Origin of the sequence: Leptospira weilii (assembly GCF_006874765.1) — a bacterium.
Lineage (GTDB): Bacteria > Spirochaetota > Leptospiria > Leptospirales > Leptospiraceae > Leptospira > Leptospira weilii.
Genome location: NZ_CP040841.1, coordinates 170,026 through 182,986 on the forward strand (window position 1 = coordinate 170,026; position 12,961 = coordinate 182,986).

A 12,961-nucleotide genomic window follows, 5' to 3' on the forward strand; every position below is an offset into this window, starting at 1 on the left:
CTGTTCTTCCTTAAAGATTGGATTCCGTGATACGGCGCTTAAGGGATTTCGACTGTTGTCGAAATATTTGGATTGTCTTTAAAAATCTTTTTAACTATCAATTTGAAATGAGGAAAAAACTGGCTTATGATTTCTTATACAGTCTATAAAATGATTCATATTTTTGGAATTCTTCTATTGTTTACCGCGCTTGGAGGGGTTACGCTTCATGTTCTGAATGGGGGTACGAAAGAATTTTCCAATCGCAAAATCGTAGCGATTACGCATGGAATCGGACTTTTTTTAATTTTGTTAGGCGGATTCGGAATGTTGGCAAGACTTGGAGTTATCTGGTCTTGGCCGGGTTGGGTGATCGCAAAATTTGCGATCTGGCTGGCATATGGCGGACTTTTGACAGTGGTTTATAAAAAACCGTCTTTGGGAAAAATGTTTTGGTTCGGATTTCCTCTTCTTGGCCTTCTCGTAGTGTATGTCGCGATATACAAACCGTTTTGATTTCCATTCACCTTCGAAAACGAAACTAGGAATATAATCTAAAACATTCAAGGGGATTAAAAAAATATGGCAAAAAAAACATCCACGGCAAAAGGAATTTCCAAGACGAAGAAAGATTCTTCGATTCGATCCATCAACGATTTTTTAGGTTCTAGAGATCTGCCTCATCCGGTAGATCGTTTGGAGGACGTTCGAAGAAGGGCTCGCAAGTTTCGGGAGAAGATGCTCTCCGGTCCTCAAGTGATTTTTTACAGGTCTTACGATTTAATCAGGGTTCCTTATCCTACACGTTATGCGCTTTTGAATGCTTATAGTCTTCCAACTCCGTATATGCACATTCTCAATCGATTATTCATCATCCAGTATAAAACTCCGGATGGCGTCAAAACGCTTTTGTTTTCTCCTTCCGATTTGGATGGAAATACGGAGACCCCGTTTTTCAAAAGACTTTCCGAATCTTTCGGACCGTTTCAATCCATCGGAAGAAAGATCATCGCACCGATTTTGAACACAGTGGAAGAGTGTTTGAAAGACGCGGGGATTTCTCCCGAAAAAGTCGATTATATTTCTTACGATCACCTTCATACACAGGATATCCGTAAATGGTTGGGGGCGAACGGAGAAAAAGGCTACTTTCCAAACGCAAAACTTTTGGTAATGAGACAAGAATGGGATTCGGTTCAGGGGCTTCTTCCTTCTCAAGCAGATTGGTATTGTCCGAATGGAACCGGAGGAGTTGCAAGTGATCGGATTCTGATCTTGGACGGAGACGTCTCGTTGGGACAGGGAGTTGCTTTGATAAGTACTCCGGGACATACCGCAGGAAACCATTCTCTTGTGGCTCATACTCCCGAAGGGATTTTTGTTTCGAGTGAAAACGGGGTTAGTGCGGATAGTTATTCTCCGTTAAAGTCCCGGATCCCGGGAGTGAAGAAATACGCAAAGGCGACCGGTATGGAAGTTATTTTAAACGGAAACACACTTGAGAGCGGGTTGGAACAGTATATTTCCATGGTTCAGGAAAAAGAAATGGCGGGAATTTCTTCCAGAAATTCGGACTTTTACAACGTTATGCCTTCTTCAGAGATGACAAGCTATTGGTTGTTTCCGGGAACGGCCCCTACCTTTAGTTTCGGAAGTTTATCTTTCGGTTCCCCGGTGCTCTAAGGGAAATAAAAAGATGATTTTATTCATCACAGGTTGTGCGGGCGGTCTTGGAAAAAAATTAGCGGAAGAAGCTTTTGCCGCCGGGCATTCGATTTTAATCGCGGATATCAACGAGAAGGAGCTCAAAAAATTCGCGATTCCTTGGAAAAATGAAAAAAGTCGGGTGCTTGTTTCCAAACTCGACGTAACTTCTCCTGGAGATTGGAAAAAAGTAATGGATCTTGCCATCAAAAAATGGGGTAAGATCGATGCGCTTCTCAATGTTGCAGGTTATTTATTGCCCGGTTATATTTATGAAGTCCCTCCGAATCATATCGATCGGCATATCGATATCAATACGAAGGGAGTTATGTACGGAACAAGGGAGGCCGCAACCAGAATGGTAGCGGCAGGAGCGGGGCATATCGTAAATATCGCTTCCTTGGCGGGAGTCGCTCCGATTTCTGGAATTTCTTTGTATTCCACCTCTAAGTTTGCAGTGAGAGGTTTTTCCCTTGCGATCGCTCAAGAATTGAGAGAAAAGAATGTTTATGTTACGGTCGTTTGTCCTGACGCGATCAAAACTCCAATGCTGGATTTACAAAAGGATTATAAACAGGCTTCGATGACTTTTTCCGGGGGTAGGATTTTAACGGTGGAAGAGGTTTCTAAAATCATTCTTGATAAGGTTCTTACCAAAAGACCGCTTGAAATTTTGATCCCTGGTAGTCGCGGTATTCTTGCGAAGATCGGAAACGCATTTCCTGCAACCGCCGCAATCTTGGGTCCAATTCTCCGGAAAAAAGGCTTAAAAAAACAATTTGTTTATACCAAAGATTAAGGGAACATTTCTCCTGATTTTTTCTATGTTCGAATTTTAATTTTCGTTTGTTTGTTTTTAGAACTTATTCCCAAGTCTTAGAATTGTAAGAACTCCTACTTTAAAAGCCCGCCCAAAACCTTAAAAAGATATCTTTAAAAACGATCCGGCAAGTTTCTAAAAACGTGGGTTCCACAGAAGCCGTCGTATTGACGGTTTCTGTTATTTAAAATTGTAGTAGTTCCTACATTTTTGAGACGGATTCTTACTGATCCAATACCGTTAATTTGAGCACAAATCTTGCGTTTAGACACAGAATTTTGGACACTCTACTAATAGTGAAACACGGTTTAAAAATCTATAAACTTCCCAAAGAGAGATCTTGTACGAGGACCGTTGCATTTTGTTATTGGCAACTTAACAATCGTAGCTTCTTTTCGAGTTCAAGACAAGTTTTAAGATACACACCGACATCGGAAAATTTTGAAGATGGGTATTTTAACTGGTCCTAAACTTTTTACGAATGTTTTTAAGGGCATCTTGTCTTGATTTTTCCCTGACTGACGATCTTAGATTTCTCTTCACCGGTAAATAAGATTCGGTACTTGCCAAAGTTTTGTGTCCTAGAAAATCCTTCACGTGATTCAAGGACGAACCGTCGGCGATCAAATGCAGAGCTCTGCTGTGTCTGAGAGTAAAAACGGTTACTGGACTTGAAATCCCGGAGTTTCTGCCTATTTCGGAAATGATCCTTTCCACATTTCTAGACGTCGTATGAGATCCTGAACTTTTTCCCGGAAACAGATATGCGTTCGAAGAAGAGATGACTTCTCTTTCATACTTCTTAATCAGAGTCCCTAATTCCGCAGGAATTTCCACGGTTCTAGATTGCGAAAGAATCGGAACTTTGATGTGAATTGATTTTCTTTTTGTATCCAAATGAGCCCATCGGAGGGTGATCAGCTCACCGACCCGAAGGCCTCCGAAATACACCAGACCGCACATCAACTCGTGTTTCGCGTTTGATGACGCGGTTTTTAAAATACTTTGCATTTCCTTATAAGTGATCGCATTCGGATTGTTATATTCCCGTACGGGTCTTTGAAAATCCTGAAATACATTCATTTTCATTACGTCTTCGAAAAACATTTTCAAAGAACTTACGTTGATCTGAATGGTAGAGGAGGATACTTTTCTCTTCCTTAAATGATCCATATAACGGTTCAGATCCTTTACGGTGATCTTTTCTGCAGGTTTGTCCGTAAAATGGAGAAAATCTAAGTTATATTTCATGTAAGTATAAGCCGTAGCTTTTTTATAATTTCTCTGGCGGATAATCTTTATTAGTCTTTCAATTGAGTGTTTGTTCTTTTTTGGAACGTCCAATTCTGCCATCTTTCTTCCCTGCTAATTTAGTAATGAGACTCGTTAGTTGCTTTTATATGATTTTCATATTCTTTTTCTAAAAGCTTTGGAGAAAGAGAACCAAATATCGCCAAAATGTGTCAATTCAATATTCAATTTTGTGCAGAATTCTAGAACAGACTTCCTCTACCTTCAAATCATCTATTTCAAGATAATAATCTGAAACACTTCGATAATGGGGTAATCGGTCCTCTAATATGTTCCGATAGGAGTTAATTGCACTGAGTGGGGGGCGAGTAGGGTCGTTTTGAATCTTTTCCACTAAAGCTTCCGTAGGCTTGGAAAGGCCAAAAACGAGAGCAATGGATTTTAAAAGGTCAATTTTACGATTACTAGGGACCTCTTTTCCTTTGGTATCCAAATCAAATAAAATACCACCTCCGCAATCTAAGATAATTCCCCGGGAAGTTTTGAGTTTTACTAAGATTTGGAACTCTAAATCTCGAAAAGTTCTCCAATCTCCTTCATTTTCTTGAATGAATTCCGGAATGGAAATCCCTCCCATCTCGTAAACCGCGATCATATCCGTAGATATTACGGGCATTCCTGTTATTTTAGAAAGTTTACGAGAAATTTTGGATTTTCCGACCCCTCTTGGGCCGATCAGAGCGAAATTTTTTCTCAAGCCTGAATCAACTCGCGGATGTGTTTGTGTATTTCCGGAAGAACCGTATAGTACATTTGTACGTCAGAGTCGGTGATTCCTATAATTTGCAAAGCCTTATTGGAAATCGGAGTGGATAAGCCCGCGATGTCAATTCCCACTCCCGCTGCGATGGAAATCGAATGAGCTACATGAACCACGGATACTAATTCCTGAAATTCTTTTTCATTTTCGGGTTGGCTGTAGTTCCGTGACACGTGAATCAATTCTTTTGGAAAATTCCATTTTTCTAATAATTTCTCACTTACTTCTTCGTGGGAATATCCGAAATGTTTTCTTTCTAATTCTTCGAACGAAACGGAATGAGTTTTTAATTCCTCCCTAAGATTGGCGATTGCAGCGGGAAAAAAGTCGGCAAGAATCACTTTGCCTATATTGTGCAAGAGACCACTGGTAAACGCGAGGTCCAATCCGATTTTAAGTTTTTTTTGTTCGCAAATTCTTTTGGAAAGTTCCGCTACCGTGAGAGAATGAATCCAATTGTCTTCCGCTTCTACTTGATAACCTTTCAGATCTTTTTTAAGAATCCCTCTCGCCGCGGTTAGTAGAATGATATCTTTTACCGTTTTGATCCCTAAAGTCATCAGAGATTCTTGTACGGTTTTGATTGGTTTTGCCGCTCGGTAGTAAGCTGAATTGGAAAGTTTAATCACATCGGCTGTCAAACCCGGATCGTGTGAAATTTCCTTTGCTAGATCCGGAATTGATACATCTTGCTTTTGCACCATTTGCATTACTTTCGTAACTACGGATGAAATTCTAGGAAGTTGAGCGTCGTTTAAAAAAAGTTGGTCTATTTTTTCTTTCATCTTTTCTTACCTGACCTTGTAGAGATACTTTTCAAACCCGCCTTTTTTTAAAAGAACCCGGCCGTCGTCCAAATACAAGCTGATAGTTCTACCGTCGTTCCCTCCGACATCCTCTAAGATTAAAGGAATTTTACTTTGTTCCAAAATAGCTCTGGCGATCAGGATGTTCTGTTCTCCGATGTTTTGTAAAAAACTGGATTGAACTCCTTTGAACATGGAGGCGCCTCCGAAGAGTCTTACCGAATATTCTCCATGGTTACAGCCCATTTCGCTCATTTTTTTGATCAAGAGAGGAATTGCGGTCTCCGCGTATTTGAAAGGACTCTTTTGTGAATCTTTTCCGCTTGGGTCTTTGGAGAGCATAAAGTGAGCCATTGCTCCTATCTTTTTGTCGGGAGCGTAAAATACCACCCCGATGCAGGAACCCAAGGTGGTTCTCAAAATTTCGGGAGATTGTGCTCCCTGCATATCGGCGATTCCTACGTTGACTACTTTTGATCCTTTTGTCAGCATTTGTATCCCGTTATCCCGGTGTTCATTTTAGTTATAAAAGTGTAACAAGACTTTATAGGAGGCTCCTTAATTCTTCAATACTTTTTTAAGTCAATTTGAAGAAGTAGATACCTTTGAATCTAAAAACGGCAGAATTTCATTTTACTCTCGAATCTTGATTTCATATACTGCCTTTGGAATGGCAAAAGCGGCACTTAAAAATAAGGTAAAATCCGAACACAAAAGAAAAGTTTCCGGCTCCGAACCGATTGAAACGTTTAAACTGGGCAAGGCGATCGTAACGGTTCTCGGAACTGCGCATATCAGTCAAAAAAGCATAGACGAGGTTCAAAAAATCATCCGGAAAGAAAAGCCGGACACGGTCTGCGTTGAGCTTTGTAACTCCAGAATGCGTTCTCTGAAGGATAACGAGCACTGGAAAAAATTAGATATATTCAAAGTTTTTAAAGAAAGAAAGATGTATCTTCTCCTTTCAAGTCTTATTCTCTCCGCGTTCCAAAAAAAACTCGGTAAAGACTCCATTCGCCCTGGGGATGAGATGAGAATGGCGATCGTCGAAGGTGAAAAAATTGGCGCCAGAATCGTTCCAATTGATCGGGAAATTTCAACGACTCTCAAAAGAGCCTGGTGGAACATCGGAATTTTCAATCGTATGTTTCTTCTTTCCGCATTGTTGGCTTCTCTTTTCGTGAAAGAGGATGTCTCCGAGGAAAAAATCGAAGAGATGAAATCGGAAGATGTTCTCAAGGATCTTTTTTCCCAACTTCCGAAACGTTACGAGTCGATTAAAAACGTAATCATCGATGAAAGGGATTCCTATCTCGCTCAAAAGATTCGAGACGCCGCAAAGGAAGGGAAGAAAATTTTTGCCGTAGTCGGCGCGGGTCATTTGCAAGGTATCATGAGTCATGTTCAGGAAGAAAGGGATATTTCCAGTCTCGATCATTTACCTCAAAAAGTGGTCCTGGACCGTTGGAAAGGTTTTTTGATTCCGGGGATTTTCTTCGGTCTCATTCTGACGGTTTTCTATTTCGGAGGCAGACAACAAGGTCAGGAATTAGTTCTTCGTTGGATTTTAGTCAAAGGCGGACTTGCCGCGTTAGGCGCTATTATTTCTCTCGCACATCCCCTATCCGTGATCCTTGCGTTTCTTGCGGCTCCCGTAGGTAATTTTAATCCGATTATCAAACCGGGTTGGGTTGCCGCGTTATGCGAGTCTTGGTTGCGTAAACCTCTCGTCGAGGACTTCGAAAAAATCGCTCAAGATTCGGAACACTGGCAAGGATATTGGAAGAATAACGTGATTCGTATTTTTCTCGTGTTTATACTTCCTCAAATAGGCAGCAGTATCGGTACGTTCATTGTAACCGCAGACTTATTCCGAGTTCTTAAGGGATTGATGTGATTTTCGGGCTTCGGAAATTTAAGGCCTTCATTTCGATTTTGGCTTGTTCCGGGGCTTTTTTCGCGATTCATTCCGAGTCGTCTGCCGAATTTGAACCGAATGCGGTAATGAAAGGATGGAATCTTCAACCGTATCTAACGTATTACGAAGACAAATCAGGAAAACTTTCTTTTCCCGAGATTCAAAATATCTTTCGATCTGGGAAATCGATTCCGCTTTTCAATAGTAGCCTCGGATATTCCGATGCAACGATTTGGGTTCGGATTCCGGTTTCTAATTCGGAAAAGAGAACAAAAAATTGGGTCCTTCTATTCTCTTATTGTCTGATCGATTCTTTACAGTTTTATTCCGTTCGAAACGGGCCCTCGCCTCTGGTGGTTTCCGGAGATAAACTTCCATTTGCAACAAGGCTTGCGGAAAATCGGAATTTTCCATTTCAATTGAGCGAACCTCCTCTTTCCAAAAACGACTATTATATTCGGATCGAATCCAGAAATTCAATCATCGTTCCCTTATCCGCGTATTCGCGGACCCAATTTTTGGAACAAACCGCAAAAGAATATACTGTCCTCGGTTTGTACTACGGAACGATGCTTGTAATGTTTATCTACAATCTGTTTCTTTTGATTACGATTCGAGATATAAGTTATCTTTATTATAGTATATTTATATTTTTTGATATTCTTTTTCAGATGACTCTAAACGGCTTGTCCTTTCAGTTTTTATGGCCTAATCACCCGGGATGGGGGAACGTAAGCCTTCCGTTTTTTATGTTTTCTGCGCTTCTCGCTGCGTGTTTGTTCGGAAAATCCTTTTTAGAATCCTCTAAAATGACTCCGATGACGAACAAACTTTATTATCCGATCATGGCGATTTGCGGGCTCGGTTGTGTTGGTTCCTTAACTTTTTTCGCTTATACGTTCAGTGTGATTTCAAGTATTATTGTTCTTTTGATCGTTCTAACTTTGCTTTTGACTAACAGCCTTCAATGTGTGTGGAAAGGACATCGTCCAGCTCGATTTTTCCTAATGGCTTGGTCCGTTTTGATTTTGGGGAGTTTTTTATACGCGATGAGCGCCTTTGGAGTGTTTTCAGATAACTTTTTTACTCAATGGGGCCTACAGATTGGATCCGCGATTGAAGTCGCTCTTTTGTCTTTGGGATTGGCAGATCGGATCAAACAACTTTCCTTAACTTTAGAGATGCAGATGACGAGTTTAGGCCTTTTGAAACAAAGACACGAACAATCTGCGGTTCAGTATAAAAATTTATACGAAGGCGAGGAGGATTTTCTTTTCGATTTGGATTTCAACGGAACGATCACAGGAAGTAATAAATCTATTGCTACGTTTTTAGGTTTTAAACCGCAGGACGTGATCGGTAAGAATTTTTTTGATCTGTTGTACAAAACGGGAAGTTTGGAGGACGTATTCAAAAAATTGTATGTTATGGAAAGGATGGAAGAGTTGCATTCCACGAGAAAACCAGTTTATTTTCGAGTCGATTTCATTCAGAAATATCTGAAAGAGCCCAAAGAGCTACAGGTTCGTCTTCAAATTTTGGAGCACAAATACGGTCGGGATATCTTAGGAAGAGCTTTTGAACCGGATCGGGATCTGATTGGGAGATTTCTGGATGAGGAGAGAATCGTGTTTTCAATGAACAATTCTCTTCAAAACGCGGAACTTCTGAGTCAGAGACTTACATTTAATCTTATACGTTTTACTAATCCTACTATGGCTCTTTCGATTCGAACGGGCCTGAGAGAGATGCTCATCAACTCGATTGAACACGGAAATCTTAATATATCCAACGAAGATAAGGCCAGATTCTTAAAAAGTAGAAATTATTTTCAATTTATCCTAACTCGTCAAAACGATCCGCATTATAGGGATAAAAAAATTCTCGTGGAATATTTTCTTTCCAGTCAAAAGGTGGGTTATAGAATTACGGACGAAGGGAAAGGATTCAATCACGCGAGAATTGTTCGAAATGCTTTTTCTAAAACGAATGAAAATGCGACTTTACAGACTAGGGGAATCGCGCTTGCACTTTCCACTTTCGACGTAGTGAAATTCAATTCTGCGGGAAATCGAGTCACTTTGGTTAAGTATTTCTAAATGAAACATTTTATTTTTATAATATTATTTCTTTTGTTATTTTTCACGGATTGTTCGGTTAGACGTTCTTCGAAAAAGGATCTTCCGAAACCTTTAGGCGCGGTTTTGCAGGAAGTTTCTACGGAGTTGAAAAAACAGATCAACGTCAACCGACAAGCTTATTTTCCCGAAAAAAAAGGCGCGTTAAAGCTTACCGTTCTCCCTTTGTTAAATGAAAACGGTTTGGTTACCATTTTAGGAACCACGATTTCCTCTCAACTTCTGCCGCAGATGTATGATCCGGGAAAGATCGCACTCGTGGAAAAGTCCCAATTGGGGCGACTTATCGACGAGCAAAGTTTTCAAAAGTCCGGATTGGTGCTTTCAGATCAAAATCTGGAGATCGGGAAATTGTCGGGGACGGATCTTCTGCTTTTAGGAGTGGTTCAATTTAACGATCAGACGTTTTTACTCCAACTGAGAGTCGTATCTCTTCAATCGGGAGAAATTCTCGCCTTATCGGAATCCGTCTTTGATTCGGACGATACTCTTTACGGTCAGTACCGTTCGACTCCGCGGAATTAGACTCGTAGCTTTAGTTTTCTTAATTTTGGACGAGTGATCTATGAAAAACGAGAATCTACTCTCTCAGATATTTCGCCTAACGCTTATTTTTTTTCGCTACTGATTTATTTTTACCGGAAGTCGAGATCGGTTTTTTCTTAGGCACATTTTTCGTTTTGGAGCGGGCAACCTGCGGATTTATGACGGATTTCGTTTTTCTTTTGGAAGTCGGATTTGTTTTTTGATTTTTTGCCGTAGTATTTTTTTTAACGGGCGATTTTGACTTCGAAGCGCGTTCTTTCACCGATTTCTTCTTTGCCGAAAGATTTCCTTTTAAAATTTCGGATTGAAATGTTTGTAACTGAGCTTTTGTGATAGGAATCGTTTGCTTTTCAAATTCCCGCGCGGCCGCAATCGGATAATGGAACGAAAGAAATTCCAAAATCGTTCGGATATTCTCCGCTTTGCGAACTTGATTGTAGTTTCCTGGAATATCGAACCAAAGATCCCTTCCTTCGCCATAAACGGAAGAAGAAGCGGGAAGAAAGATAAATTCTTTTAAAGGTGAAAGAGGATGAAAACGGTCCATGAATAAAAAAGTTTTAAAGAGTTCTTTCAAATATTCGGAACCGTAACGCAAGCCGCTTAGGGGAAAAAGGGAGAACAAATAACTTCCTCGGAACGGAGTTCCTAAAGTTACGAGCCCTTTGATTTTTTGGCGGCTTCGATCCGGGAGCAACAAAGTCAAAAGTCCGCCCGTATTGTGGGCGAGTAGAATGGATTTAGAAGGAATTTGATCCATCTGTTTTGCGAGAATTTCCACAGCTTTTTTCGTGTTGAATAAAAAAGGGGGAATTCTCAAAATCTTAGGTCGATATCCCTCCGATTCTAAAGCCTTGCACAGCTTGGAATAAAACAAAGTTCCCGAAAGATAACCGGTTACGATATAAATATCTCCTTTGGAAAGACTCGGATCTGCACTCGAGGGGAGTAGCGAAGAAATTAAAGAAAACATGAATTCTAAAATCTCGGAAAGGAAATAAAAAAACGTTCTAAGAGTAGACATGATTTTTTTCATGAGAATGGCTTGAAGTTATGGAGTGAAAAGATAAGACTGTCAGAGTCTTTCATGAAAACAAAGAAGCTGATTCTTTTCCTATGGATTTTTTTCATTCTGCCTTCCGTTGTCTATTCAAATATTCCGACACATTTCGGCATGGAGAAAAATTTCAAGGAAACCTGGAGAAAGTTATTTCCGGTTCCTTATGCGAAAATTTTAAAACGCGATTTAACTGGTAAGGGAGTTTTGGTTTATAAAAAAACTCCGAAAACTGTCGTTTATATCTATACGTATCTTGTTTTTCTTCCTTTGTATTCGGAAAACGAGGAAGTTCCTAAGGCGATTCCCGGCAAAGGAAAAGAAGTAAGAGCGAAACTTTTTTACGAACCTTCGAACCCATCCGAGAAATTCCTGATTGAGTTTACAGAGTTCGACGAACAATACAATAGCAAATCGGTGGTTCGATGGATTCGATAAAATTAGGGGCGGATGAACTAATCCAAAAGAAAATGGCTGCCGAAGGTTTATCTTCCGCTTTCATCCAGGACTTTTTGAAAAAAACGGATCTGGTTCGAAATGGGGAAACTGGAATTGTTCGCTGGGAGGAAGTAGGCGATTTGGACCCGGTTACGGACGAAATCTCTCTCGAACAAATTGAAAAAGAGAATGTCCCGGATCCGTCAATTCTTAAGAATCTGGTCGTTATCAAACTGAACGGAGGACTTGGAACTTCGATGGGGCTTTCCGGTCCTAAGTCCTTGATTGAATTGAAAGACGGAATGTCCTTTTTGGAAATCGTCGCCAAACAATCCGAATTCATTCAAAAGAAATATAACGTGTCTGTTCCTTTGATTCTGATGGATAGTTTCAATACGCAAAGTGAAAGTCAGACGGAATTGAAAAGAATCGGGTTCCGACAAAAATTCCCGACTTCTTTCTTACAGCATAAAGTACCTCGTCTTTTAAAAGAGAATCTAACGCCGATTGTGTGTAAAAATCCCGACGATGAATGGTGTCCTCCCGGCCACGGGGATATTTGGATTTCTCTTTTGGAGACGGGATTTTTGGACACTCTCATTGCAAATGGATACAAAGTTGCGTTTGTATCTAACGGGGATAATTTAGGAGCTACGGTACATCCCGGAATTCTTTCTTATATGTTGGAAGAAAAATTAGAATTCTGTATGGAAATGACTCCGAAAACTCTTGCCGATAAAAAAGGCGGGGCGATCTACAAAAGGATCGTTCATGGAAAATTGGAGAGTTATCAACTTCTCGAAACGGCTCAAGTTCCTCAAGAACACATACACGAGTTTGAAGGTTTGGGCAAGTTTAGAACTTTTTCGACCAACAATCTTTGGATCGATTTGATTGCTCTTAGGGAAAAAATTCTTCAAGGTAATTTTGAACTTTCTCTGATCGTAAATCCGAAGACGATCGAAGGAAAAGACGTTCTCCAACTTGAAACCGCAATGGGGTCCGCGATCCGAAATTTTAATAAGATCAAGGGGATTATTATTCCCAGGGATCGATTTACTCCTGTAAAAAAATGTGAGGATTATCTTGCTCGGAGATCCGACGCGTATCATCTTTGGGAAAACTACTCGATTACTATGTCCGATGCAAGGAAGGAATCGGGATTAGGCGAAGTATTGATTACTCTGGATGAAAAATACTACAAGAGAATCCAGGACTTCAATCGACTTTTTCCGGAGATCCCTTCTTTGGCGCGTTGTGCCTCTCTCATTGTTCAGGGGGAAGTGCTATTCGATCAAAAAGTTTCGATCGTAGGCGAGGTAGTGATCCAGAACACCGGTTCCGGGCTTCGTAGAATATCGGACTTGGGATCGGGAGTTTTAGAGTCCGGAAAATATTCCTTTTAAGACTTTACAAAGAAAATCCTTAAAAGAAATATTTTATTGGAATTTTTGGAACGAATCGGTTCAAATCCAGTAGGATTT

Annotated in this window: 13 protein-coding genes; 8 read left to right on the forward strand and 5 right to left on the reverse strand. The window is 40.4% G+C overall.

The features are described 5' to 3' along the window. Positions 1-126 precede the first annotated feature (126 nt). The 3 genes from FHG67_RS20315 (at position 127) to FHG67_RS20325 (ending at position 2,482) form a co-directional block, all read left to right on the forward strand. Positions 127-495, forward strand: coding sequence for a SirB2 family protein (locus FHG67_RS20315; RefSeq protein ID WP_002617059.1), 369 nt, complete (start codon positions 127-129; stop codon positions 493-495). 66 nt (positions 496-561) lie between these two features. Continuing rightward, positions 562-1,662, forward strand: coding sequence for an MBL fold metallo-hydrolase (locus tag FHG67_RS20320; RefSeq protein ID WP_004500875.1), 1,101 nt, complete (start codon positions 562-564; stop codon positions 1,660-1,662). 13 nt (positions 1,663-1,675) lie between these two features. Further along, the gene (locus FHG67_RS20325) at positions 1,676-2,482 is read left to right on the forward strand and encodes an SDR family NAD(P)-dependent oxidoreductase (protein ID WP_004496643.1); all 807 of its coding nucleotides are present in this window, start codon (positions 1,676-1,678) and stop codon (positions 2,480-2,482) included. Between the two features lie 477 nt (positions 2,483-2,959). Here the strand turns inward: FHG67_RS20325 and FHG67_RS20330 are convergent, their stop codons facing one another. From FHG67_RS20330 to FHG67_RS20345, 4 genes are all read right to left on the reverse strand, one after another. Further along, positions 2,960-3,856, reverse strand: coding sequence for a tyrosine-type recombinase/integrase (locus FHG67_RS20330; RefSeq protein WP_004495210.1), 897 nt, complete (start codon positions 3,854-3,856; stop codon positions 2,960-2,962). A 115-nt stretch (positions 3,857-3,971) separates the two neighbouring features. Continuing rightward, positions 3,972-4,511, reverse strand: a complete 540-nt coding sequence (locus tag FHG67_RS20335) for a shikimate kinase (RefSeq protein WP_004495205.1) — start codon at positions 4,509-4,511, stop codon at positions 3,972-3,974. Then, the gene (locus FHG67_RS20340; RefSeq protein ID WP_004500820.1) at positions 4,508-5,359 is read right to left on the reverse strand and encodes an HDOD domain-containing protein; all 852 of its coding nucleotides are present in this window, start codon (positions 5,357-5,359) and stop codon (positions 4,508-4,510) included. The genes FHG67_RS20335 and FHG67_RS20340 overlap by 4 nt, the downstream gene beginning before the upstream one ends. A 6-nt stretch (positions 5,360-5,365) precedes the next feature. Beyond that, complete coding sequence (locus FHG67_RS20345; RefSeq protein ID WP_002617050.1) at positions 5,366-5,872, reverse strand: chemotaxis protein CheD; 507 nt, start codon at positions 5,870-5,872, stop codon at positions 5,366-5,368. A gap of 178 nt (positions 5,873-6,050) precedes the next feature. Here FHG67_RS20345 and FHG67_RS20350 point away from each other — a divergent pair, with 178 nt between their 5' ends. Genes FHG67_RS20350 through FHG67_RS20360 form a run of 3 tightly spaced genes read left to right on the forward strand, consistent with a single transcriptional unit; the run spans position 6,051 to position 9,961 of the window. Continuing rightward, positions 6,051-7,277, forward strand: coding sequence for a TraB/GumN family protein (locus FHG67_RS20350; protein WP_004500829.1), 1,227 nt, complete (start codon positions 6,051-6,053; stop codon positions 7,275-7,277). Continuing rightward, complete coding sequence (locus FHG67_RS20355) at positions 7,274-9,397, forward strand: 7TM diverse intracellular signaling domain-containing protein (protein ID WP_004500866.1); 2,124 nt, start codon at positions 7,274-7,276, stop codon at positions 9,395-9,397. The genes FHG67_RS20350 and FHG67_RS20355 overlap by 4 nt, the downstream gene beginning before the upstream one ends. After that, positions 9,398-9,961 carry a hypothetical protein gene (locus FHG67_RS20360; protein ID WP_004500818.1) on the forward strand — a complete coding sequence of 188 codons (564 nt, stop codon included), beginning with the start codon at positions 9,398-9,400 and terminating at the stop codon, positions 9,959-9,961. A gap of 76 nt (positions 9,962-10,037) precedes the next feature. Here FHG67_RS20360 and FHG67_RS20365 read toward each other — a convergent pair whose 3' ends face one another. Further along, a complete protein-coding gene (locus tag FHG67_RS20365) occupies positions 10,038-11,018 on the reverse strand; it encodes a lecithin--cholesterol acyltransferase (protein WP_004501580.1) in 981 nt (326 codons plus the stop codon). A gap of 51 nt (positions 11,019-11,069) precedes the next feature. Between FHG67_RS20365 and FHG67_RS20370 the strand changes: the two genes are divergently transcribed. Both FHG67_RS20370 and FHG67_RS20375 read left to right on the forward strand, forming a co-directional pair. After that, a complete protein-coding gene (locus FHG67_RS20370) occupies positions 11,070-11,477 on the forward strand; it encodes a hypothetical protein (protein WP_002618195.1) in 408 nt (135 codons plus the stop codon). Further along, complete coding sequence (locus FHG67_RS20375; RefSeq protein ID WP_004500852.1) at positions 11,465-12,883, forward strand: UTP--glucose-1-phosphate uridylyltransferase; 1,419 nt, start codon at positions 11,465-11,467, stop codon at positions 12,881-12,883. Before FHG67_RS20370 ends, FHG67_RS20375 begins: the two co-directional genes overlap by 13 nt. Positions 12,884-12,961 lie beyond the last annotated feature (78 nt).

Excerpts from the sequence above, each read along its gene's own strand:
- FHG67_RS20365 (WP_004501580.1), bottom strand. The coding sequence starts at position 11,018 with ATGAAAAAAATCATGTCTACTCTTAGAACGTTTTTTTATTTCCTTTCC.
- FHG67_RS20375 (WP_004500852.1), top strand. The coding sequence starts at position 11,465 with ATGGATTCGATAAAATTAGGGGCGGATGAACTAATCCAAAAGAAAATG.
- FHG67_RS20370 (WP_002618195.1), top strand. The coding sequence starts at position 11,070 with ATGAAAACAAAGAAGCTGATTCTTTTCCTATGGATTTTTTTCATTCTG.
- FHG67_RS20345 (WP_002617050.1), bottom strand. The coding sequence starts at position 5,872 with ATGCTGACAAAAGGATCAAAAGTAGTCAACGTAGGAATCGCCGATATG.
- FHG67_RS20325 (WP_004496643.1), top strand. The coding sequence starts at position 1,676 with ATGATTTTATTCATCACAGGTTGTGCGGGCGGTCTTGGAAAAAAATTA.
- FHG67_RS20315 (WP_002617059.1), top strand. The coding sequence starts at position 127 with ATGATTTCTTATACAGTCTATAAAATGATTCATATTTTTGGAATTCTT.
- FHG67_RS20350 (WP_004500829.1), top strand. The coding sequence starts at position 6,051 with ATGGCAAAAGCGGCACTTAAAAATAAGGTAAAATCCGAACACAAAAGA.
- FHG67_RS20330 (WP_004495210.1), bottom strand. The coding sequence starts at position 3,856 with ATGGCAGAATTGGACGTTCCAAAAAAGAACAAACACTCAATTGAAAGA.
- FHG67_RS20340 (WP_004500820.1), bottom strand. The coding sequence starts at position 5,359 with ATGAAAGAAAAAATAGACCAACTTTTTTTAAACGACGCTCAACTTCCT.
- FHG67_RS20320 (WP_004500875.1), top strand. The coding sequence starts at position 562 with ATGGCAAAAAAAACATCCACGGCAAAAGGAATTTCCAAGACGAAGAAA.
- FHG67_RS20360 (WP_004500818.1), top strand. The coding sequence starts at position 9,398 with ATGAAACATTTTATTTTTATAATATTATTTCTTTTGTTATTTTTCACG.